The sequence below is a fragment of the Acetobacter sp. genome (assembly GCF_052102375.1).
GTDB lineage: Bacteria > Pseudomonadota > Alphaproteobacteria > Acetobacterales > Acetobacteraceae > Acetobacter.
Window position 1 is genome coordinate 18180 of the sequence record NZ_JBQDXI010000001.1, and the last position, 19571, is coordinate 37750.

The following is a 19571-nucleotide window of genomic DNA, read 5'->3' on the forward strand; positions in this document are numbered from 1 at the left end:
AAGCGCCCTGCCACAATGCTGGAAAGTTAGGGCAGGGGCACAAAACCTCTCGCCCGCGTAGCATGGAGATGCGCCCGTGCTTGCGACAGTGCGGCTGCTTTCCCGGCATTTGGAGGATTATCAAGGTTTTGCGGCGGGGAGGCGATGATATCGGGCAAAAGCAGGGCTTCAGGGTTGGCGGGGACGCTCACGATGGAGAACTCAGTCAATTCCTGCCGCTTAAAGTCTATGCCGGGAAACCAATCATCTGCCCCACGGTCATCGTCGTCTGTGAATTCCCATTCTTTGGGGTAAAAGCCAACGCTTGTGGCGCGCACGAAGCCAGATAGGCCGGAGCGGTAGGCATAATCTGCCCATGGCCCCACAATAGGCATGTTAGACGGCTGGAATTCTACGGTGGCGCTAAGCCCGTTGCTTTCCCGCACGACGCTTACAGCCTTTCCGATGACCAGGTCATGGTTATGGCCCCAAAGCACCACGGGATTTTGCAGGTATGAGGTTAGATCCCAGCCATCGGGGGCAATTTTATCCTGCATACGGTCGATGGCATCTGTGGTGATGACGTAACGGAGCTGTCTGGACGCTTCCCCTGAGCCATCAAGGGCCACAGGCTCTTTTGAAATGAAGGTCTGCTTGACGATGACATCATCAAGACGGGATGAGGCCCCGCGCTTGCGGACATCCCACGCCATCTTGGCAAAGCGAGCGGGAGAGACGATACGCATGGCTCAGTTATCCTCTGGTGCGGGGGCTGTTTCTGGCGTGACTTCCGGAGCGGTATTACCGGGTGCGCCGGTAGCTGGCGGGGGAGGTGGCGTAATGTCGCCCGTGTTGAGCGGGAAGCGGTGGATATCGCCTCCTTCAATCGGAGCAAGGCCTTCTTTGGCGCGGACTTCGTTGACAGAGAGAATGCCAGTCTGGGTGCCGATACTGTAGCCTTCATACCGGGCCTTCATGTTGCCGCGCAGCAGGCTGGCAAAATCGAAATAGAGCTGGAGGCCTGCATCTATGTCATCTTGAAACAGGAGCCGGTCTGTGCCGACTTGCTCCGCTTCTGTGGCGATGGGCTGGAGTGTATCGTTGATATAGGCCTGCTCTTCGCTCTCGATATCAGAGAATGTGCCGCCTACCGGGTGTTGTGCCTTGTGTGGGGGAACGCGGAAAATACGGCAGATTTCCTCGACGGAGAATTTGCGCGACTCCAGAAACTGCGCTTCTTCAGACGTTAAAGTCATGCGCTCGTATTTCATGCCGCTACCGAGCACCATTGGCTTGGAAGAGTTTTCGACGCCCTGATAGTGTTTCGCCACTTCGTTGGCGATCTGCACCGCAGCCTCAGGCCCGAGAGGTTTGTCTGTTGAAAGCACACCACCAGACTGGTTGCCCTGCCGGAAAAGAATGGCGGCGTGGCGCTGGGCAGCAATGGCGACGCCCATGACATCCTGAGCATAAGCGATGGGGGACAGGCCGATATAGCCGCCATCGACCATCGTATCGCGCAGGTGCAGGATATTTTCCTGATACCAGAGTTGGCCCTGCCCGATAGCCGGGTGCGAAAAGCGGTAATAGACGCGGCCTGTATCACTGACGACCGGCGTGGTGATGTCTGGCGACAAAGGGATAAGGGCTACCGGATCCCCACCCCAGTTGCGCAAAATGGCCGCATACGCATTCCCCCGCAGCTTGAGCGAGGTAATCATGTAGCGCCAGAACTGGTTGGAGGTCTGCCAGTTGTTGGGCTTACGCAGCAGCTTGAGCAACGGGTGATCATGCACACCGACATAGCCCCGTCCACCGGGCAGCTTGCGCCGCAGGGTGAGTTCCAGCTTGCCGATATCTTGGGAAATACAATTGACGCAGGCGTAAACGGCAGACGCCTGCAACGCTGTGAAGGGCGTTACAGGCGTACCAGTGCTGGCAGGGTATCCCCCGAAAGCGGCGAACATACCGAGCGAGGGGAGCGTGGTGGTACCAATGTCTTTTTGCTGGGCAGCAGCAGGCTGACGGGCAGGGAATGAGAGCGTGGGTTCACGCCGAAGATGGGCTGGGGGCATGCTGATCACCCGATTATGAGGATACCATTGACGTTCTGGACACCAACCGGTCTTTCCGGTGGTTTGAGGGTTGCGCCACCGTAGGCCATGATGGCTGCCACAATGCCGTCGATCTTGCCCGAGGCACCAGTTTCCGCCGATTTATCAGGTTTTATGTTTCCGGCCGGGTCTGTTGTGACGGAAATATTGCGGGCCATCCAGGAGGCGACAGGGTGATTGCCGTGCTGCATCTTGTGGCCAAGCACAAGGCGCTCGAACCCCTTGCTGGCTGGCGACATGGAGAGGTAGCCCTGCCGGAAAAACTCTATGGGTAAGCCGTCTGTGTCACGCATGCGGTTGGGCATATCGCCCATATTAAAGGGATCAATGCCGATCCACTCGGGATTATAAATCTCAGCATCGGCGTTGACCTGAGCACGGATATATTCGTTATCGACTATATTACCCGGCATAAGCGTGAGAGCGCCGGCATCGACATAGGATTGGTACCGAGCGCGGCGGCCCGCTGGCTCATTGAAAAGTGACTGATCAGGAAGCCAGAAGCGCCATGTGAAGATATATTCACCCTCTGGCTGGTCGTCAGGCGGCGGGAAGCACCAACACAGGGCGCTCCAGTCCCGCGCTTGCGAGAGATCGATCCCCCCAAAACAGCGCCGACCTGCGACATAAGCGGGGAGGTCTTTCCAACTGATGGAGCCAGCTGATGCTTTCCAATCTGCAACGGGGATCCAGCGGGTAATCTGTTCCGTCCACTGGTTGAGGTGGAAGCGCCGGAAGTCGTTTTCTGCGCGGGGCGAGCGGGCGGCTTTTTCCGCCTCTTCACGCATGTAATCTGGTTTGACTGAAATGCCATAGTTTGGGTTGGCCTTGCGCCAGGTCTCTTCCTTCGTCCAGTCGTCATTTTCGTTCGCTGCAAAAATCACGACCAGAATAGTGGGGTCTATGACATCACCGGCAAGGATTTCGAGCGCCAGATCATGCTGCTCGGCAGCGTAGCCCACACCCTTGATACCAGCCGTTGTGATGTAAATCTCAAGGGGCTGTCTGCGAGCTGCTGTCCCCTTGTGAACAACATCCGCCAGTTCACCATCGCGCCATTCATGCACCTCATCGCCTATGGCGAAAGTTGGGCTCAGGCCGTGCTTTCCTTGAGGGCCAGCCGATAGCGGCTTGAATGATGCATTGAGCGCAGGGCAGTAGATTGCCCCCTTGAGCAGTTCCAGACGGTTGGAAAGCCCTGGGTTCATGGCTGCCATGGTGGCTGCTTTGTTGAAGACAATTTTTGCCTGATCTTTATCGACCGCCATGGAGTAGCCTTGGCCACCCATTTCTCGGTCAATAAACATCAAGAGAAGGGATATCCCGGCTGCAATTTCCGTCTTGCCGTTTTTACGGGGGATTTCTATCCAGGCGCGCCGGAAGAGGCGGGTACCGTCTGCTCGCTTCCAGCCGAAGAGAGGGCGGATGAGTTCATCCCGCTGCCAGTCCATGAGATGGAAGGGCTTTCCAGCCCACTCTCCCTCTGTGTGCCGCAGCATGGCAGGGAAGAATGCGCAGGCACGTAGAGCCGCATCCTCATCAAACCATGCACCGAATTTCTCAGCGCCGGCCGGCATGGCTGGAATGGGAAGGGACTCCGCCATCAGTGCCGGGTATCAGCCGCTGGAGCAAAGAAATCCAGAGGGTCAGAAGAAAGCGGAGGAGTGCCAGGGGCAGCCACAGCATCAGCTGAGGTATCGTCATTATTGGGCTGCGTGAGCGCGAGGGTTGGCTGGGCGTTGTTCGCGGCCATACGCAGCAGGATCTGTTGCCGTGACGCGGGGTTCAGCCCGAGGCGGTCTTCCATATCCTGCAATCGCTTCACCAAGCGTTCCTGCACAAGAAAGAACGGGCTGATGCGCTGCATTTTTCCATGTGCGCTTTCCGTCCAATATACGTGCCCCTGCTTACCTAGAGAGCCCGTGACCTTCACATAGTCGGCCAGCGTCTCACAGTAGCGCGCCAGCATATTCCGATCAGACACTCGGACGATCCGGCTATCAGTAATATACCCCGCAACATCAGCCCAATATTTCCGAGCATTCGCGCGCATGTGTTTGGGGGCATCAATGCCAGCGATGGGAGAGAGATCCAGAACGCGCTCTTTTTTTGGCCGTTTTCCGGGGTTACCTCTGGCCTCGTTTAATTCAGGCGAGTTGGGAGTACGTCCACGGACCATGATTTTATCTCCAAAAAAAAGTTTCAGGAATTTCGCGGCGATGCGCGGAAAGGGATGGGGCGGTCTACACTTGAAGCCCCCACAGATTTTACCCCCCCTATCCCTACGGTCGAGGATGTGGGGGAGGGGAGGTCATCCGGTCCGGCAAGATCAGAGGCAAAGCTAGGAACAGGCAGACCCGCTTCGCGCATCCGACGGCGAGCGCGCGCCTCTGAAGACCGGGCGCGGCGCAGGCTGGCACGAGCTCTCTCATAGGCAAGACTGGCCTCGGCTTGGTGAGAGCGAGCGAGGTGCAGGTTTGCCACTGCCTTCTCGGTAGCGAGGTGCAAGTCCTCCAGCTCATTTACTGCCTGACTGATGCTTTCATCACGCCGGGCCAGCGCCGCAGCGGCATCTGATGGGTTCATGTCTGTGGATGTCATGAGATGCTTCTCCGCTAGATCAGGGCGCAAACGCTCCGGGGTTGTGCCGAGCAGGGCGGCTACAGCACGGACGTGCCGCTCGGGGACACGCTTCCACTGGCTGACAGCCTGCGTTGTGACACCACAGGCACCAGCAATGCGTGAGCAATCGCCCCAGCGGGTGATGAAACGCTGGCCCACAGGACGCCGCCAGACAGCAAAGGGGCCACGCTCATGGCCAACATGAGAGACGCTGGCCATCAGTAGACCTTTCTGCCTTCACTGACTGTTTTGCGGCTGTGGCATTCCTTGGTGAGAGCCTGCCAGTTCGCCTCACTCCAGAACAGGTCATAGTCGCCACGATGGGGCTGGATGTGATCGACCTCAGTAGCAGGACGCTGGCAGGCAGGGTCACCGCACTGGCAGATTGGGTTCTCCAGCAGGAACTGCCTGCGAGCCTTCTGCCAGCGCCGCCCATAGCCACGGGACGCCGCAGAACCACGCCGGGGCTTGGCCGCAGCAGGAGTACCGGCAAAAGGCTGGAATGTTGGAACTGAGGACATGGCAAGCTCGCTAGTGACTGAGATTTACTCGGTTACAAGCGGTTACAAACTGAGTTACATAAAATAACTATATATATCAATATCTTATATAGTTAAGTAACTTAGTAACCAATGTAACCGCTGTTTTGGGTGCAATAAGACGCAGGAGACCACATTTTCTCTATAGAGAGAAAAACGCGGTTACAGTGGTTACATGGTTACAACGTTGATTTTGCTACATTCTCTAGTTACACGCCGGTTACATGAGGTTACAAAGGCGGAGAAATTGCAGACGTTGTCAGGCATTCTTAGCATCATCATCATCCTCTTCAAAGCCTAGTTCTTCTGCTGAGACCCAAATACATTTCGCTGGAGGCGTTTGCCCCACACGTATGGCCTTGGCGTTGCGCCTCGCACTCTCCAGCCGCATCATTTCAAATACCCATCGATTGCCCTCAAAGGGCGTTCCGGCGAACAGGTCCTTAAGCATGGTGTTGTTAGGTGCGAACCACATACCATTGCCATCGGCAGCACGCGGCGCTTCACGCCCCCTCTTGTCCTTTGGTTCATCTTTTCGGATTACGCGAATACCGTGCTGTGACAGCACCTCTTGAGCAGCATTGCGGCCGATTTCAGGGTCAAAATCTGGTTCATGGGAGGTCACGGCAGCATTATTAGTGAGCACGCGCTTAATCAGCTCACCAATGCTCTTGCGGTTAGTAGAGCGCTGCACCTGAACTGTAATGGAGAGCAGGTGGCTCACCATCTGCATTGGGGCGTCCTGAGAGATCACATCCTCACGGTCCCGGATGAAGTCCTTTACGGCCTCGACGCCATTCTTTGCTTGATGGTCGTTCGGCACACCGTCTGCTGTGAGAACATGCCAGCCTGCCAGTAATGCGCCGAGCTGGTCCATTTCACGCGGGGCACACCCCATTGCCGAGAGGGCCTTACGAAATACCGCTACGGCTTCCCGGTAGCGGGCCATGCTGGACAGTGCCCGGCCCCACAGTGCGGATCCGTTATCATGCGCCCACTGCTTCAGGTCTTTATGCTCAGTGCTGTAATCCGCTCCTTCATCAGCGCGCATCAGGTCAATAATTGTAAAGCGGCCGAGATGCTGCGCCTTCATGTCTGGCGGGGAGATAGAAGACATGATGATTGACCCGGTCACCTCAATCTTGCGGGCCTTGCCATCGGCACCACCACGGCTACCACGCGTCCCCTCGCCACCAGATGCGGAAAGCACAAGGTCTAGCAGGGCACGGGCACCGCGCTGGTCTTCCCGGTCTGATGCCTCATCAATAAATGATGCCATGGCGCGGCCATCGATTGATTGCTCAAGCCCGGCTTTGGATGTGTCATTGGTATAATAATGCATAGGTGATGCCGCCTTGAGCACATTGAGCAAAGAGGTCTTACCAGACCCTGCTCCACCAATGAGAAACCCGGCCGGACGCCACGAAATTGCGGCCCCGTAATAGCCGCAGCACAACAGGCCTATGGCCATGATAGCGCCACCGGGCAGGCGGTAATTCCAGTATTCCTGCAATTGGGTCTGCAACAACTGCCCAACGTCTGGTCCGCAGGGTGCGCCCGGCCGCGCAGATGGTGGAGCCGCAGCCCAAACCTGATTGCCTGTGCGTGTCCCGGCTGGCACCAGCCTGTCACCTATCAGCACCTGGTCACCGCAGTGCACAACCGGCAAGCCTTCACGCTCTGCCCAGATGCCGGGGCGACGGATCATGATATGATCCCCAAACAATCCGGCTTGTGTGCACTCCGCCTGCAAGAATGCGGCTACGGAATTGATGCGGAAGTCAACTACGCGCTCTTCCGTAGTATCCTGCCCGTCTGGCCCCTTTATTTTGCACTGCGCCTTTTTGGGGAAATTGTCTTTCAGCCAGACATCGCTTCCGCCAAACAGCCCGACAAGGTCATGGCGGTTTCCAATTTGCCGGGCAGTCAATGCACGGAGCTGGCCTACGCTATCCAGCACATAATATGTTCCGTCCAGATGCCCCAGGGCAGATACAGGGCAAGGCGCATCGGACATATTACTTTCAGGCGGTTCACCACCGCCACCCTTGCCGCCATCAATCACCTGGAACTGTCGGTCCGGGTTAAGAACAGCGGCGCGGACGTCCTGCACAACATCATGCGTAGGCATCATTAAAATCCTTACCTTTGGGAGACCGGGCCACGCCTACCGCGCGCCCAGCGGCCATGTGCGCATCAACCGCCCGGCGCAAACCACGCTGTGCCTGGGGGTTGGTATCGTTATCAGCCAGCAGCGTTATGCTCTGCGCTTGCGCGGGTAACTGCACGCTGGCCATGTTGCCGAGGCTGGCTGCCGCCAGCACCCGTATTTCCGGGCAGGCGAGGGCAACGGAAAGGCACGTCTCAATGCCTTCACCTATCGCTATCACTTCACCGGCCGGAGAATCTTTTAAGGTTTTTCCAGAAGCGCCGCGCTGGAGGCGGATAGCGCCCCCAAGAAAAGAACCACGGATCTTCTTTGGCGCTTGCAATGGCGCTTTACGCCACACGCCGCCATCACACGCCAGCCATGTCTGGTGGGTGGCAATATGCACCCCATCGAGCGATGTAATAGCCGCCAGCATGGCAGGCAGCCGGCGCTTGACCTCGTGGCAGTAATGCTCCGGCGCAAAGCGCAAAGCGCGGGGCACAGCAGCAAGAGCAGAGAGATTAATACCACGGGCCGCAAGGTATGCCTCTACCGGGGTGCCCCTGACATCAGGCTGCGCCCCCAGCCACATGCCAAGGGCTGCTTTTTGCCGTTTTTCATCACTTTCCGCTGGCTCAGCCTGCTGCTTTTGCACAACTTCGGCACGGCGGGTCGCAACGGCGCCCATATTGCGCAGCCCCAGATAATTGACAGCCCAGCGGTACGCTTCCGATGCATTGCCACGCGTGAGAACGGCGGCGACCAGATCCAGCGCATCCCCCGTCTCACCAGTAGCAAAATCACCCCAGCGGCCAGCCTTTGCACCATGCAGATGAACTGCCATAGAGCCGCCGGGCTCACCGACGACAGAACCACACACCCACTCAGCACCATTGCGGCGGCCACCCGGCAGCAACTGGGCAGCCAGAGCCTCCATGTTACATGCCAACATGCGGGAGACCTCACGGGCATCTGGCAGGTTTGCAGCCATGCTCACAGCCCCTCCATCCAGCGGGCTACCTTTGCCTGCCTGCGGGCGTTACGGGCCATAATGCGCCGTACACGCCGGTTATCAGCGGCAATACGCACTTGCATAACGCGCACCAACAACACGCGGCATTCAAACCGTGCACGGGCAGAAACGAGAAGAATAACACCGCCCACACCAGCACTACCGCTTATGCAGACAGACACGATGCAAAAGCTGCTCATTGGGTAAGCCCCTCAGCATCCAGTGCTGCGGCCAGCACTGCCATTTCACGCTCCAGCTGCTCATGCCGCTGCACAAGCAAGGCACGCCGCCGTGCGCGTACAGCCTCAAATTCATCAGCAGAAACACGCCGTATTTCATGGTGCCAGCAGGCCCGCACACGGCGCTCGGTTAAGCCAAATAGACGGGCAACCTCAGAGAAAGCGGCCTTTAAGCCCCGCGCACGGCGGGCTTCAACCTCTGCCGAAATTGCATTCTGGAACTGGTCAGAGAGAGTGCTACCCGACATGCGGCAAGCCCTTTTCTCTTCCTTGGGTAAAATACCCGCGTTCTTGGGTGAAATACCCAACATCTTGGGCGTCCTTTCTGCCAGTGTCACACCTGTTGGAACAGTTGAGGTTTTGGGCAGAAGGAGGAACAACAGTAGGGACAAAAGCGGAGGCAGGGCAGCTGGGGCAGGCTGCCCATGCCTCCAGCAGGTCCATAAAGACCACTGGCAGCACGACGCTGATATGGCGCATGCCGCCACGCATTACATAACCACCGTGCAGGCCGGGGTATTGCTACCCCGGCCCACTACACCCACCATGCGGCTACCACACACAACCATGGAGGATTCTTGTGACCGTAGAAGAAAGACTAAAGCGGCTGGAGGCCGACACGCGCGAACTGCGAACCGATGTGAGCGGGATAACGCAGGTTGCCTACGCGCTAGCCGCGGCCGCGAAGGCGCACTTGCAGCCAGAGGCCAAGGCTGTCCTGATAAAAACCCTGGACGGCATATACCATAACGATGACCGCGCGGGGGTGAAGGCAAATGCAGGGGCGGAGTCATTCGCCACGGAACTCCTTGAGTTCCTGCGTAGTGACAGGCCCAGCGATTGCTGACACAGGCGGCGAAGGCTTTGGGTAGCCCATCATCCTCCGGCCATGGGTGATGAGCTTAACTTCCTCGCTATGTGCCAGCCGAAACCGCAAACCTTCACCCAAAGGCTTGAGCTCACCAACTGGGGCTTTCGCCAGAATATCGGCATCAGCTGGGCTGAGCTTACGAATGGCAGACAAAAGCTCCTGCTCTGTAGCCGCAGCAGCAGCAACAACCTGCTCGCATTCTGCCAATTCATCTGCTGCGACGGCCAAGATGGCCCGTGATCGCAGCGCCGTATCGCGCACGGACCGCAGGGCAATAGCTAATTGTGCCACAGCTATATCCTGCGGCTCATATGGAGGGAGGACGTCAGAAAGCTTCATGATTTTGACACCTGATCAGGCAGAGAAACTGGCAGGCACTCTGTTAATGGGGCGGAAAACAGCGGCTGATATAGCTCATCAGCTATCCACCCAGAGTCGCCCGAACTGATATCTTGAGGGAGGATTTCGCCCAGCATGAACTTCTGCATGGCAGGCGTGGGTTTGAGCGGCTGGTAGTTTTGACGCCGCGCACGAGCCGCGGGGGTGTCTACCGTGATGAAACGAATAAATGGAGCCGCCTTGCCGACCACAAGACCGTCTATATCGTTGCGCCAAGGCGCATCAGGGTTAGTCAGCAGCACAGTGTCTGCACCGACCGTTGCTGTGACAAGCCCGGCCAGAACCCACGCACGTGCAATGGCCTCCGCCTTGAAAACAGGCAGCGCAACAAGGGCGGCCTGAATGCAGAGTTCGCTCACGCGGCCTCTCCTTCACACATGTAAAAATTCAGAAAGGATGACCTATGACCACAAGCGAGATGGCAGACCTTCAAGCCCAGGTGACGGCACTTAAGGAGGAACTGCGCACCGCGAATAAGGAGATCACAGAGCTGAAAGCCAAGCTTGCGCGTGCAAAACGGGACAAGAAGCACGTCGGTGGGTGAATGGCGCGTCATGGCTTTGACGGTGCCAGAGGAAAACGCTGAATGACGTCCTGCATGGCAGTCTCCAGCATGTGAGCAATGCCAAGGACAAGCTCGGCAGAAATGTTCTCCCGGCCAACAACCATAGTGGTCTGGTCGATACACCACGCCCGCAAGTAAACAGGATCACGCAGTTCTTCGGGGCTCACGCGGCCTCTCCTTTATTTAGTGAAGTATTAAGAAAGGACTTCTCGGATATGACTGAACATTCAGAGTTCAGACTACGCATGCTCGATGACAACACGGTCAGAATTGATGTCGGGGCAGAGCACGCACAGCTGACTGCACATGACGTAACCCGGCTCATAGCCGGGCTAATTGCCGCACGGGACCTCATGGAACCTGAGACCCTGCCCGCTGACCCCCAAGCAGAAGCTGTGACGATTTCGAGCACAAAAGGCCTGCGTCTGAACCTGTGGCCTGAAGTGTCAGATCAAGGAGGGGTTTCGGTCGGCGTAGGCGTAAGCGGCCTAGGGTGGATACGAGGGCACGTTTCCATAGAGGACGCACGCGCCTTCCAGCAGAAACTTGCCGTTGCAATTCACGATCCAGATCAGACAAAGCAGTAGCTGGCAAAGGCTGCAAGGTAATGGAGCAAAGACGGGGGTGCTCCATTACAACGGGAGCAATGCATACACTGATGCTGGAGTCAGCATCAGCAAACCATTGTTCAGATACTCTTGTGGGGGAAATGCTCACGCAGCCTCTCCTTCTTTTTGGGTAGGGGCAGGGAAAACGTCAGGCCTGATTTGGTGGGGGAGAAGGCCAGCCATTTCTGCAACGCCAACAGTGTGCCGCGGCGGCACGCGCTTCCACCCACAGACAGTGGAATGGTTGAGACCAAGCGTCTTGGCGATTTTTACGACGCCGCCCGCTTTCTGAATGATGGCTTTCGTTTCCATACACTTATGTTGCAAAAAACAACATTGAGGGTCAAGCGATATGTTGCAAAAACCATCCCCGCTTTTTTTGAGAAGTCCAGAATGCTTCTTATGAGCGACCCACAAACCATCGGCACACGAATAAGAACATTGCGCGAACAGTCGCGGTTAGATCAAGCTGTACTGGCGGAAGCAGTTGGAACAGCTCGAACGCACCTGACTAATATAGAGCGCGGACGAGCTAAGCCAGGAAGGGATCTACTGTTGGCTATAGCACGTTATTTCAATGTGTCGGTTGATTGGCTTGCCAATGGCGTCGGCGAGCGGTGCTTGGTCGAGCCGATGACACCGAAAGAATCTCTATTGCTTCAAGCATTTAGAGAGCTTCCGGAACATGAAGCAGATTTGCATTTACAGCTAATAATGACACGAACTTCGCCTAAGAGGGATTCATGAAAATCATAACCAAGGGCGCCGCGGTGCTCTTTTTTTTGACCTATTCTAATTTGGTTTATGCAAAAGCACTTCCACAAGAATATATGAATATATCTGTAAGTGGTAAAAATAATCCAATAATAGATATAGATACAAATCTACCTGAAGGAATGCAAATTTCGGTAGATGTTCAGCCTGTTCAAGGCGGGTTTTCCGATGGTGGATTTTTTATAGTTAAAAATCATCATGTTCACGCTGGCCCATTTTCTGCTCCTGACGGTGAAATGCCGCCCAACGATTATCTATATTTAATAACATCTCCCGCTGCCCAATTTCAGGAAAACAAGGCAGTCCAAAGGCAACTGGGCGAAAATGGCGAAAACCTTGCGGGTCCAGACGTTAAAGAATCCGAACTCGGAATTGGCCGAGTAATTGATAAAAAAGGAACTTTCCGTATCCCGTAAGACCTATCTGATAGGTTTTCACTTCGAGAGCATGTTGCTTATTGCAACATTTTCTCTTGACGCTTCATGTTGCAATAAGCAACATCCCTCCATCACCAATGATGGAGGGCCGTCATGGCCGACATTAACATTGATTATCAGGCAGCGGTCACTGAATGCGTGCGTGCGCTGGCAGATGTGCTGGCACCCGACATTAGTGTATTAGACAAGCGCGTTCGTGCTGCGCGATTAGTCGATAAAGCCACAGATCTGCACGCTTCTACTATCAAGCTTCACAGAGAAGACGAGGTGGCCAAAGCGGTCAGACTCTTGCAAGAGAACGGCTTTGGTCAAGTTGCCCTGCTTCTGCAGCAAGATCAGCCCAACGCAGGTGGCCAATGAGCCGCCCAAATACACCGGCCCTGCCGCACCGCCAGCCCGTGCAGATCGCGCTTGATTCTGACAATGGCAGCCTTGTAACCCTCTGCAATGACGGCACCATCTGGACCATCATCATGGGCCTGCCCGAAGACGGGTGGGAGCAATTGCCAGCCATACCGCAGCCAGATATGCCTGCCACCCCAACGGAAGAGCAAACCTATCCGGAGCCAGACCAGACGACATGCCCGGTGCGGTGCTTGGGCACGGTGGAATGTGCAGAAACCGGCAAGATAGAAGGCTATTCGTTCAGGGATGCAGCAGGTAACGAGCGCACCTTAACAAGCCGAGACATCGAAAACAGGCATACTTTACTGAGCCTATTCGGCGGCAACGACACATGGCTCAGGCAGAGCTTTCCCAAGCAAGCCACCATCACAAAATCAGTATCCGGCATACGTTACCCCGAAGAGGTAACTGTGGATTTCTGCGTTGACGCAGCAGCAGCTCATTTAAAAGAGCGGTGCGAGATAGTGGAAAGCATAGTGGGGTCGCTTAATACTATAAGCGAGGCTCAGGGGTCTTCGGGTAAGCCGAAAGACGGGGGGCCTTGAGATGCTCCCTATATTCTTCCCGCACTTCGACCAGAGCATTGCGGAATACGGACACGACATTCTGCAAGGGGTCAGCACGGTCTGCCGTCTGGTCAATAATGGGCAGCCCATGCGGGCCAGCCATATTCGACTTGGCGCGCAGGTTGCGCTCTGCAAGGCCACTGGCCTCTACCGCCAGCGCAGCCGCAGCCTGAATAAGAGCGGCCTCAATAACGGGGTCAAATTTCTCTGTCATGCAAAGGCTTCCATCGAGTCTGCTATGGGCAGCATGATGGAAGAGAGCAGGGGCGCACGCAATGGCGCTCCTGCCAGCAGGTTACTAATCTCAGAAAAATCAGCCGTCGTTGTGCCGACGAATGTGATTATCAAAGCGCGTCTCAACCTGCTCCAACATGCGGGCAAATTGATTTCCGAGATCGGCCTCAGTAGGGGCACTGTCGAAAACGGATTCTTTCAAGGGTTTCTTAGCTGCATAATAAGAGGCGGTCAGCGTAGCAGCGGCCTGAATAATGGCCGCATGAATAATCGGGTCGTGCTTTTTGCTCATGGTGCTTTCCTTGTATTAACAAAGCCTAACCGAAAGATGAGGCTGCCTACATCTTTCGTCAAGGCTCATGGCCCCATGAGCGCTACCCCATGAAACGCCAGCTACCCCGCTGTCACCGCACCCCAGCGCAACTGCTCCTGCGTGTGCCCCGGTTTTCATCTGATGCCCTGCTGATAGCAGCCGATGCCTACCGGGAATTGGCAGACCACCACAACGCAAACGGCGCGCCAGACCTTGCCCAACAGGCCATGGGCATAGCCCGCGCACTTATTAACGAAGCCCCAAAACGTGCCCTGGCTGTGCCGCTGCACTTCCCGCACAACAAAGGGACCCCCAATGTTACCAACGCACATTGAAACGCTTTACGCCAAGCTGCCAGAAAAGCAGAAGCTTGTAGCCGTAGCCCTGCACGGTCAGGCCGCAGCCCTTGAACGATGCGCCGTACAGCAAAGCCGCGCAGGCAACATGCACGGCGCACGGCGCTGCACGCACGATGCTGAGGCTATCCGGGAGCGGTTGGAAGAAGTGCTGCTTTCCGTGTGGCAACCAGCCCCGCCAGCGCATGCCAGTGACTGGGTGCGCCCATGCTGATATCCCTGTCAGACATCCATGAAAACGGCAACATGCGCCATGCTGGCCCGCAGGACGATGCTGATAGCGCACTTGCGGCCAGCATTCAGGCATTGGGTGTGCTGCAACCCGTGCTGGTAAGGCCCGCACCAGCAGGCGGCTATATTTTAATTGCAGGATACAGGCGGCTGGCAGCGGCGCGGCTGGCAGGCCTGCAAGAAATACCCGCTGAGGTAACGCTGATGGGCGAGCTTGAGAGCGAACTTGCCCAGGCGGCCGAAAACGTGGTGCGCAAACCAGTAGACCCCGTTGACCTGTGGCAGCACATCGCCAGCCTGATAGAGGGCGGCTATTCGCTACAGTCTGCTGGTGCTGCCCTGGGCATGACGGATCGGCATATTGAGCAAATGCATATCCTCAGCCGTATTGCGCCTGATCTGCTGGAGGCCATGCGCGGCAAAGCCATGCCAAAATGGCGCACGCTTGGCACTATAGCCGCCGCCCCGCCCGAGCAGCAGGTCACGGCCTTTGAGCGCCACCAATACGCGGGGGACTCTATCTCATGGGCATCCATTGCCGCTGAGTGCACGGCACACCGCATACCGCAGGAACGTGCGTGGTTTGATGTCGCTACCGCTGGCGTGGTATTTGAAGAAGACCTGTTTGCAGAGCCGGGCTCGCCTGAGCAGTTTACCACAGCAGACATTGCAGGCTTCATGAAAGCGCAGGCCGTTGCGGTGCAGGACGCCATTCAGGCTGCAAACGAGCCAGCAATCATGCTGGACTACAGCCGCACCGCCCAACTGCCCAAACTGCCTACCGGCTGGATCTATGTTGAGCGCAAAGAAGCCCTCTCACCACGCGGCAAGTTCAAGCGGGCCTATGCTATTGCCCCCGCCAATGACTGGAATGACGCAGGCCGGGTGGTAACGGTTGTTATCAAACCAGTTGCCTCAACACAAAAAAAGACTGCCGGCGCAACAAATGCACCCATCCATGCAACAGATGACATGATGGAAAGTGAGGAAGCCACAGCGCCAGAACTCCCGGAAAGCCTGCCTGAAGACGCCTGCCAGATTACCAAGGCAGGGCAGGATATGCTGGCAGAAGCCCGCAACACGGCATTGCATGCAGCATTACGCAGCCCGCTGCGCCTGACGCCGGAAAAGGCTACGCTTGCGCTTCTTATTGCGTACACCGCAGGCAGCCACACAAATAAGGACATTCTGGCAGCCATAGTCGCACCAGACGGCACCATAATAGCGCCTGAACCTGAAACTCTGGCACAGATGATAGGTGAGGCACTTGCCCGCAGCCTCTCAATCACGCCGGCACACCGCCAGAACAGCACCCACCTTTCCGCCGAGCATTACAACCGGCCGGAATGGATAGGCGCGCTCATAAAAGCAGATGACCTGATGCCAGAACTGGATACTCCAGAGTTTCTGGCCTGCGTAGGCGGCCGCACACTGCAAACCGTGGCGCAAAATAACGTGGCCATAGAAGACCTGCAAGACATGCCCAGCAAAGTGGCTGACCTGCGCCGGTGGTTATGCGGCCGCCTACCACACTGGACGCCAACCCACTCAGGCGCACCCGGCCCCAGCACACAGCCGTGGGCACCGAAATCAGAGGGGAAGACTATATGGCCGAAAAGGCCGGGAATGAATTCCTGACCTAATTTCCGGCTATTCCGGCCATTTCGCCTTGACGCACAAAAAATCGCAGATTTCCGCCAAAAAATAAGAAGGTCAGTTTGGTCAGTAATTGATGACTGACCAAACTGACCAACACTGACCAAACCGCATAAAATGGGGAGAAACAGAAAATGGCTAGAGGCCTACCGCCGCCGCGACCGACATATGTACCAGCCCCCGAGCCCGAAGGTCTGTCATGGAATTACAAAACTGAGGAACTTCCGCCGAGTAAAAAGAGACAAGAAGCAGCTGAAGCCCTTACCCGAGACTGGATGGAGGCATTATGCATCAAGGAATCCCTCCCTGAAGATCAGCTAGAGAGTGCGGCATGCACGATTGAGTATCTCGCGGCACTTTGCCGCAAGGAAGCGCGAGCCCGAAAAGCAGGAAACACAAAGAGGTTCCTTGCTGACCTTGTCAGAAAAATAAGCACTACAGGAGGCGCGCCATGACAGAAGCATGGATCCCACGCGGGCTAAAGGAAGAGCAGGCCGCCCATTATGTAGGGCTGTCAGTTGGGTCATTCCGCACCCATGTCATGCCGGATGTGCCACCGGTGAAGATCACACCAGGCAGACAGATCTGGCTCCGTGAGCATCTGGATGCATGGCTCAACGCACGGGCCGGAATTCTGCCAGCTGCTCTGGCTAATAAGTATGACCCGTATGAAGAAATCATGGGGCGAAATGGCACGCATTGATCTGCCCTATGTTGATTCCACAACAGCCAAGGGAAAGACCTACTATTATTACAGGCGGGAAGGGGTAAGGCAGCGCATTAAAGGCACACCCGGAGACGCGCAGTTTCTCGCTGAGTATACCCGCCTTCACAACGCGGCCGAGAAGGCAGAGATAAAAGACAAGGAGCGACCCAGCATTGCGCCAGGCTCCCTTGCTGCCCTGATTATAGCCTATCGCTCATCGCCCGAATATTCAGGGACAGCACCCGCAACGAAGGTCGATTATCACAAAGCGCTGGATCCGCTTGCCTCGGAATACGGTCATCTGTCTGTGTCTGACATGCCCCGCAAATTTGTGTTCTGGCTACGCGACCACTACGCCACCAAGCCAGCAGAAAAAGAGGGTGATGCCCCAATAAAAACCCCGCGCAGGGCCAACCGGATGATCACCGTGCTCTCCATTTTGCTGAGCTGGGCGGTCAATCGTGAATGGCGGCCGGACAATCCAGCGCTTCGTGTGCCGAAGTTAAAAACAGACGGCGGTTATCGAGCATGGACCGACACGGAGCTTGATCAGATGCTCAACGCCGCCACGACAACAGAAGATGTGAAGGCGGCCGTAATTCTGGCCCTAGCCACCGGGCAGCGTGGACAAGACCTGATAAAGATGACCTGGGCTGATTATGATGGCGAGGGCATATATATCACTCAGAGCAAGACAAAAGCCCGCGTCTGGGTACCGCTCCATGCCAGAGCGCGTCAACTGCTAGACACAATGCCCCGCACGCTTGCACCCACAATACTGACAAGGACAGACGGCCAGCCGTGGAAGATCGATCATTTCCGGCATGAGATGGGGGATCAAATACGGGCGGCCGGATTAGTGGGACTTGTCACACACGGACTGAGAACCACAGCAGCAAAATGGCTGGCTGAAGCAGGCTACTCAGAGCGTGAAATTATGTCAATCACTGGCCACACAAGCTCAGCAATGGTGAGCCGATACGTGCGTGAAGCGAGCCAGAAAACACGAGCCAGAAGCGCGGCTGACAAGATGGCTCGCTACCGGGAAAAAGAGGAGAATGCCAAACCGGGGAAAAACCGGGTGCCAAACTGACCCTGATATAACTTTGTGGAGAGTGTGGAAAAGACCGAACTTCTTTAATGATATCAACATTAAAGATGATGGTAGCGGCGGACGGATTTGAACCGCCGACCAAGGGATTATGATTCCCCTGCTCTACCGCTGAGCTACGCCGCCATCGTTCGGTGGGGCTGATCTACCCCGACCGGGACAGGGCGTCAAGGCGCTACGCACATTTTTTGTTACAAAAATAGAGATGCAGTAGAAAATGCTAGCTTTTCCTACTGCTCCAAAGTTCCACCGCCAAAAATATAATTGCTGACCTGCTGCTCTAGGCTGGAGGGCTCTATTGTGTGCGTAATGAGTGTGCCCGCTGCCAGATGTTTTTTGGACGTGCCGGGTTCAATTTGTAGGGCATTGTCTGCTGACAGGGTGCTGCTGCCAATGGTCAACACGCTGTCTTCCGGAAGGGTAAGGTCTGCATTTACGCTGAACTTGACAATGGCCATTTGTGAAACCGGATCAAGCGTGGTGGATGCTACTCTGCCAACAGTTACGCCGGCCAAATTCACATCGGCACCGCGTGCAAGACCATTGGCTGAGACAAAGCGTGCGGCAAGGTCATATTGGGCACGACCTGGAGCAGAGAGTGTTGTTTTTGCATACAGGCCAAACGCGCATGTTCCTGCCAGAACGGCACAGCTAAAGAGAATGGCGCCTGCGCGGCCTCGGGTTATCATAACTGCGTCTTCTCCGTATTCAGGCGGTGTGTTGTGCCTTAAGTGTGGATGAATGCTTGCAGCATACCGGCTCTTGGTGCAAGGACAGGCTTGGTCTGGCCAGATCTTGGGTATGGTGAGTATGTCTTTTTTTCAGGCGATTTTTATAGCTGTTTTACAGGGTGCGACGGAGTTGTTTCCCGTCAGCAGTTTAGGGCACGCTGTTTTGGTGCCAGCTTTGCTGCATTGGTCTTACGACCTGCATAGCCTCTCGTTTCTACCTTTTCTGGTCATGTTGCACCTGGGCACATCCGTCGCCCTGTTGGTCTTCTTCTGGAAAGACTGGCTAGCCCTCTTTAAAGGTGCCGTTGGGGTGTTGGGGCCGCGTATTCAGGCGGAAAGTCTGTATATTCTTTTTCTGCTTGTTGTTGCCACCATTCCGGCTGTTCTCATTGGCCTTCTGTTCGAGCACATGATTCGTGACTTCTTCGGGTCTGCAACGCCAGTCGCGATTTTCCTGTTCCTGAATGGCCTGATGCTTCTGCTTGTTGAAAAGCTGCGCGCTACCAGTCCACGGAGAGGGGTGGCCACAGTAGCTGATATGACGATAGCAGACGCTCTTATTATCGGCGCTTTCCAGTGTGTTGCGTTTTTCCCCGGTTTGTCCCGATCTGGTGCGACTATATGCGCTGGTCTGCTGCGTGGCTTACAAAGCGAAACGGCTGCTCGGTTCTCTTTTCTTATGGCCGAGCCTGTTATTCTGGCCGCAACGGTGAAATCAGCCTACAAAATGCGCACTGTGCCGATGGCACCCGGAGAACTACACTTGGCAATAGTAGGTGCAGTCGTGTCCGGTGTTGTTGCGCTGGCCAGCACGGCCTTTCTCATGCGGTATTTCCGGAACCACGATAAATGGGCACTGTCACCCTTTGCGTATTATTGCATGGGTGCGGGGGTTGTATCGCTTATCCTACTTCATTTCGCACTCTAAATTCGAAGTATTTTCGTACCGTCATG

General features: G+C 55.9%; 28 protein-coding genes and 1 tRNA gene. 12 read left to right on the top strand and 17 right to left on the bottom strand.

The genetic code is table 11. The features are described 5' to 3' along the window. Nucleotides 1-26: 26 nt before the first annotated feature. The 12 genes from ACTIDN_RS00115 to ACTIDN_RS00170 form a co-directional block, all read right to left on the bottom strand. Entirely contained in the window at nt 27-725 is a 699-nt protein-coding gene (locus ACTIDN_RS00115; RefSeq protein ID WP_441375548.1) for an HK97 family phage prohead protease, read from the bottom strand. A gap of 3 nt (nt 726-728) precedes the next feature. Further along, a complete protein-coding gene (locus tag ACTIDN_RS00120; RefSeq protein ID WP_441375549.1) occupies nt 729-2054 on the bottom strand; it encodes a phage portal protein in 1326 nt (441 codons plus the stop codon). 5 nt (nt 2055-2059) lie between these two features. Further along, nucleotides 2060-3697, bottom strand: coding sequence for a terminase large subunit (locus tag ACTIDN_RS00125; RefSeq protein ID WP_441375550.1), 1638 nt, complete (start codon nt 3695-3697; stop codon nt 2060-2062). Then, nucleotides 3697-4272 carry a phage terminase small subunit P27 family gene (locus tag ACTIDN_RS00130; RefSeq protein WP_441375551.1) on the bottom strand — a complete coding sequence of 192 codons (576 nt, stop codon included), beginning with the start codon at nt 4270-4272 and terminating at the stop codon, nt 3697-3699. Before ACTIDN_RS00130 ends, ACTIDN_RS00125 begins: the two co-directional genes overlap by 1 nt. A gap of 23 nt (nt 4273-4295) precedes the next feature. Continuing rightward, a complete protein-coding gene (locus ACTIDN_RS00135) occupies nt 4296-4934 on the bottom strand; it encodes a hypothetical protein (RefSeq protein WP_441375552.1) in 639 nt (212 codons plus the stop codon). After that, complete coding sequence (locus tag ACTIDN_RS00140) at nt 4934-5236, bottom strand: HNH endonuclease (protein ID WP_441375553.1); 303 nt, start codon at nt 5234-5236, stop codon at nt 4934-4936. The genes ACTIDN_RS00135 and ACTIDN_RS00140 overlap by 1 nt, the downstream gene beginning before the upstream one ends. A 277-nt stretch (nt 5237-5513) precedes the next feature. Further along, complete coding sequence (locus ACTIDN_RS00145) at nt 5514-7388, bottom strand: ATP-binding protein (protein ID WP_441375554.1); 1875 nt, start codon at nt 7386-7388, stop codon at nt 5514-5516. Next, on the bottom strand, nt 7372-8394 hold the full coding sequence (locus tag ACTIDN_RS00150; protein ID WP_441375555.1) for a DUF7146 domain-containing protein: 1023 nt from the start codon (nt 8392-8394) through the stop codon (nt 7372-7374). Before ACTIDN_RS00150 ends, ACTIDN_RS00145 begins: the two co-directional genes overlap by 17 nt. A gap of 2 nt (nt 8395-8396) precedes the next feature. Then, on the bottom strand, nt 8397-8615 hold the full coding sequence (locus ACTIDN_RS00155; protein ID WP_441375556.1) for a hypothetical protein: 219 nt from the start codon (nt 8613-8615) through the stop codon (nt 8397-8399). After that, nucleotides 8612-8902 (bottom strand): hypothetical protein, encoded by a 291-nt coding sequence (locus tag ACTIDN_RS00160; RefSeq protein ID WP_441375557.1) that lies wholly within the window; start codon nt 8900-8902, stop codon nt 8612-8614. Before ACTIDN_RS00160 ends, ACTIDN_RS00155 begins: the two co-directional genes overlap by 4 nt. 542 nt (nt 8903-9444) lie before the next feature. Continuing rightward, nucleotides 9445-9864 carry a hypothetical protein gene (locus ACTIDN_RS00165; protein WP_441375558.1) on the bottom strand — a complete coding sequence of 140 codons (420 nt, stop codon included), beginning with the start codon at nt 9862-9864 and terminating at the stop codon, nt 9445-9447. Then, nucleotides 9861-10283 (bottom strand): hypothetical protein, encoded by a 423-nt coding sequence (locus ACTIDN_RS00170; RefSeq protein WP_441375559.1) that lies wholly within the window; start codon nt 10281-10283, stop codon nt 9861-9863. The genes ACTIDN_RS00165 and ACTIDN_RS00170 overlap by 4 nt, the downstream gene beginning before the upstream one ends. Before the next feature lie 44 nt (nt 10284-10327). On the opposite strand from ACTIDN_RS00170, the gene ACTIDN_RS00175 reads away from it, so the two are divergent. Beyond that, nucleotides 10328-10468 carry a hypothetical protein gene (locus ACTIDN_RS00175; RefSeq protein WP_441375560.1) on the top strand — a complete coding sequence of 47 codons (141 nt, stop codon included), beginning with the start codon at nt 10328-10330 and terminating at the stop codon, nt 10466-10468. 8 nt (nt 10469-10476) lie between these two features. On the opposite strand, the gene ACTIDN_RS00180 is transcribed toward ACTIDN_RS00175, so the two are convergent. After that, entirely contained in the window at nt 10477-10656 is a 180-nt protein-coding gene (locus tag ACTIDN_RS00180) for a hypothetical protein (protein ID WP_441375561.1), read from the bottom strand. A 48-nt stretch (nt 10657-10704) separates the two neighbouring features. Between ACTIDN_RS00180 and ACTIDN_RS00185 the strand changes: the two genes are divergently transcribed. The 5 genes from ACTIDN_RS00185 (at nt 10705) to ACTIDN_RS00205 (ending at nt 13258) form a co-directional block, all read left to right on the top strand. Continuing rightward, nucleotides 10705-11076 carry a hypothetical protein gene (locus ACTIDN_RS00185; protein ID WP_441375562.1) on the top strand — a complete coding sequence of 124 codons (372 nt, stop codon included), beginning with the start codon at nt 10705-10707 and terminating at the stop codon, nt 11074-11076. 261 nt (nt 11077-11337) lie between these two features. Then, a complete protein-coding gene (locus ACTIDN_RS00190; RefSeq protein WP_441375563.1) occupies nt 11338-11844 on the top strand; it encodes a helix-turn-helix domain-containing protein in 507 nt (168 codons plus the stop codon). Further along, nucleotides 11841-12287 (top strand): hypothetical protein, encoded by a 447-nt coding sequence (locus ACTIDN_RS00195; RefSeq protein ID WP_441375564.1) that lies wholly within the window; start codon nt 11841-11843, stop codon nt 12285-12287. Before ACTIDN_RS00190 ends, ACTIDN_RS00195 begins: the two co-directional genes overlap by 4 nt. A 114-nt stretch (nt 12288-12401) precedes the next feature. Beyond that, nucleotides 12402-12668, top strand: coding sequence for a hypothetical protein (locus ACTIDN_RS00200; RefSeq protein ID WP_441375565.1), 267 nt, complete (start codon nt 12402-12404; stop codon nt 12666-12668). Next, nucleotides 12665-13258: a hypothetical protein gene (locus ACTIDN_RS00205; RefSeq protein ID WP_441375566.1), complete on the top strand. Its 594-nt coding sequence runs from the start codon at nt 12665-12667 to the stop codon at nt 13256-13258. Before ACTIDN_RS00200 ends, ACTIDN_RS00205 begins: the two co-directional genes overlap by 4 nt. Here ACTIDN_RS00205 and ACTIDN_RS00210 read toward each other — a convergent pair. Both ACTIDN_RS00210 and ACTIDN_RS00215 read right to left on the bottom strand, forming a co-directional pair. Beyond that, nucleotides 13206-13493 carry a hypothetical protein gene (locus ACTIDN_RS00210; RefSeq protein ID WP_441375567.1) on the bottom strand — a complete coding sequence of 96 codons (288 nt, stop codon included), beginning with the start codon at nt 13491-13493 and terminating at the stop codon, nt 13206-13208. The two genes, ACTIDN_RS00205 and ACTIDN_RS00210, sit on opposite strands and share 53 nt — an antisense overlap. A 99-nt stretch (nt 13494-13592) precedes the next feature. Continuing rightward, nucleotides 13593-13805 (bottom strand): hypothetical protein, encoded by a 213-nt coding sequence (locus ACTIDN_RS00215; RefSeq protein WP_441375568.1) that lies wholly within the window; start codon nt 13803-13805, stop codon nt 13593-13595. Between the two features lie 89 nt (nt 13806-13894). Here ACTIDN_RS00215 and ACTIDN_RS00220 point away from each other — a divergent pair, with 89 nt between their 5' ends. The 5 genes from ACTIDN_RS00220 (at nt 13895) to ACTIDN_RS00240 (ending at nt 17868) form a co-directional block, all read left to right on the top strand. Further along, nucleotides 13895-14161, top strand: coding sequence for a hypothetical protein (locus ACTIDN_RS00220; RefSeq protein ID WP_441375569.1), 267 nt, complete (start codon nt 13895-13897; stop codon nt 14159-14161). Then, complete coding sequence (locus tag ACTIDN_RS00225; RefSeq protein WP_441375570.1) at nt 14142-14396, top strand: hypothetical protein; 255 nt, start codon at nt 14142-14144, stop codon at nt 14394-14396. Before ACTIDN_RS00220 ends, ACTIDN_RS00225 begins: the two co-directional genes overlap by 20 nt. Next, nucleotides 14390-16051 carry a ParB N-terminal domain-containing protein gene (locus ACTIDN_RS00230; protein ID WP_441375571.1) on the top strand — a complete coding sequence of 554 codons (1662 nt, stop codon included), beginning with the start codon at nt 14390-14392 and terminating at the stop codon, nt 16049-16051. The genes ACTIDN_RS00225 and ACTIDN_RS00230 overlap by 7 nt, the downstream gene beginning before the upstream one ends. A gap of 469 nt (nt 16052-16520) precedes the next feature. Further along, nucleotides 16521-16772 carry a helix-turn-helix transcriptional regulator gene (locus tag ACTIDN_RS00235; RefSeq protein ID WP_441375572.1) on the top strand — a complete coding sequence of 84 codons (252 nt, stop codon included), beginning with the start codon at nt 16521-16523 and terminating at the stop codon, nt 16770-16772. Beyond that, nucleotides 16729-17868 carry a tyrosine-type recombinase/integrase gene (locus ACTIDN_RS00240; RefSeq protein ID WP_441375573.1) on the top strand — a complete coding sequence of 380 codons (1140 nt, stop codon included), beginning with the start codon at nt 16729-16731 and terminating at the stop codon, nt 17866-17868. The genes ACTIDN_RS00235 and ACTIDN_RS00240 overlap by 44 nt, the downstream gene beginning before the upstream one ends. Before the next feature lie 69 nt (nt 17869-17937). Here the strand turns inward: ACTIDN_RS00240 and ACTIDN_RS00245 are convergent. Both ACTIDN_RS00245 and ACTIDN_RS00250 read right to left on the bottom strand, forming a co-directional pair. Continuing rightward, nucleotides 17938-18012: transfer RNA gene (locus ACTIDN_RS00245), tRNA-Met, on the bottom strand. 104 nt (nt 18013-18116) lie between these two features. Continuing rightward, complete coding sequence (locus ACTIDN_RS00250) at nt 18117-18575, bottom strand: MlaD family protein (protein ID WP_441375574.1); 459 nt, start codon at nt 18573-18575, stop codon at nt 18117-18119. A 121-nt stretch (nt 18576-18696) separates the two neighbouring features. On the opposite strand from ACTIDN_RS00250, the gene ACTIDN_RS00255 reads away from it, so the two are divergent. Then, complete coding sequence (locus ACTIDN_RS00255) at nt 18697-19545, top strand: undecaprenyl-diphosphate phosphatase (RefSeq protein ID WP_415507432.1); 849 nt, start codon at nt 18697-18699, stop codon at nt 19543-19545. The last annotated feature ends 26 nt before the right edge of the window (nt 19546-19571 follow it).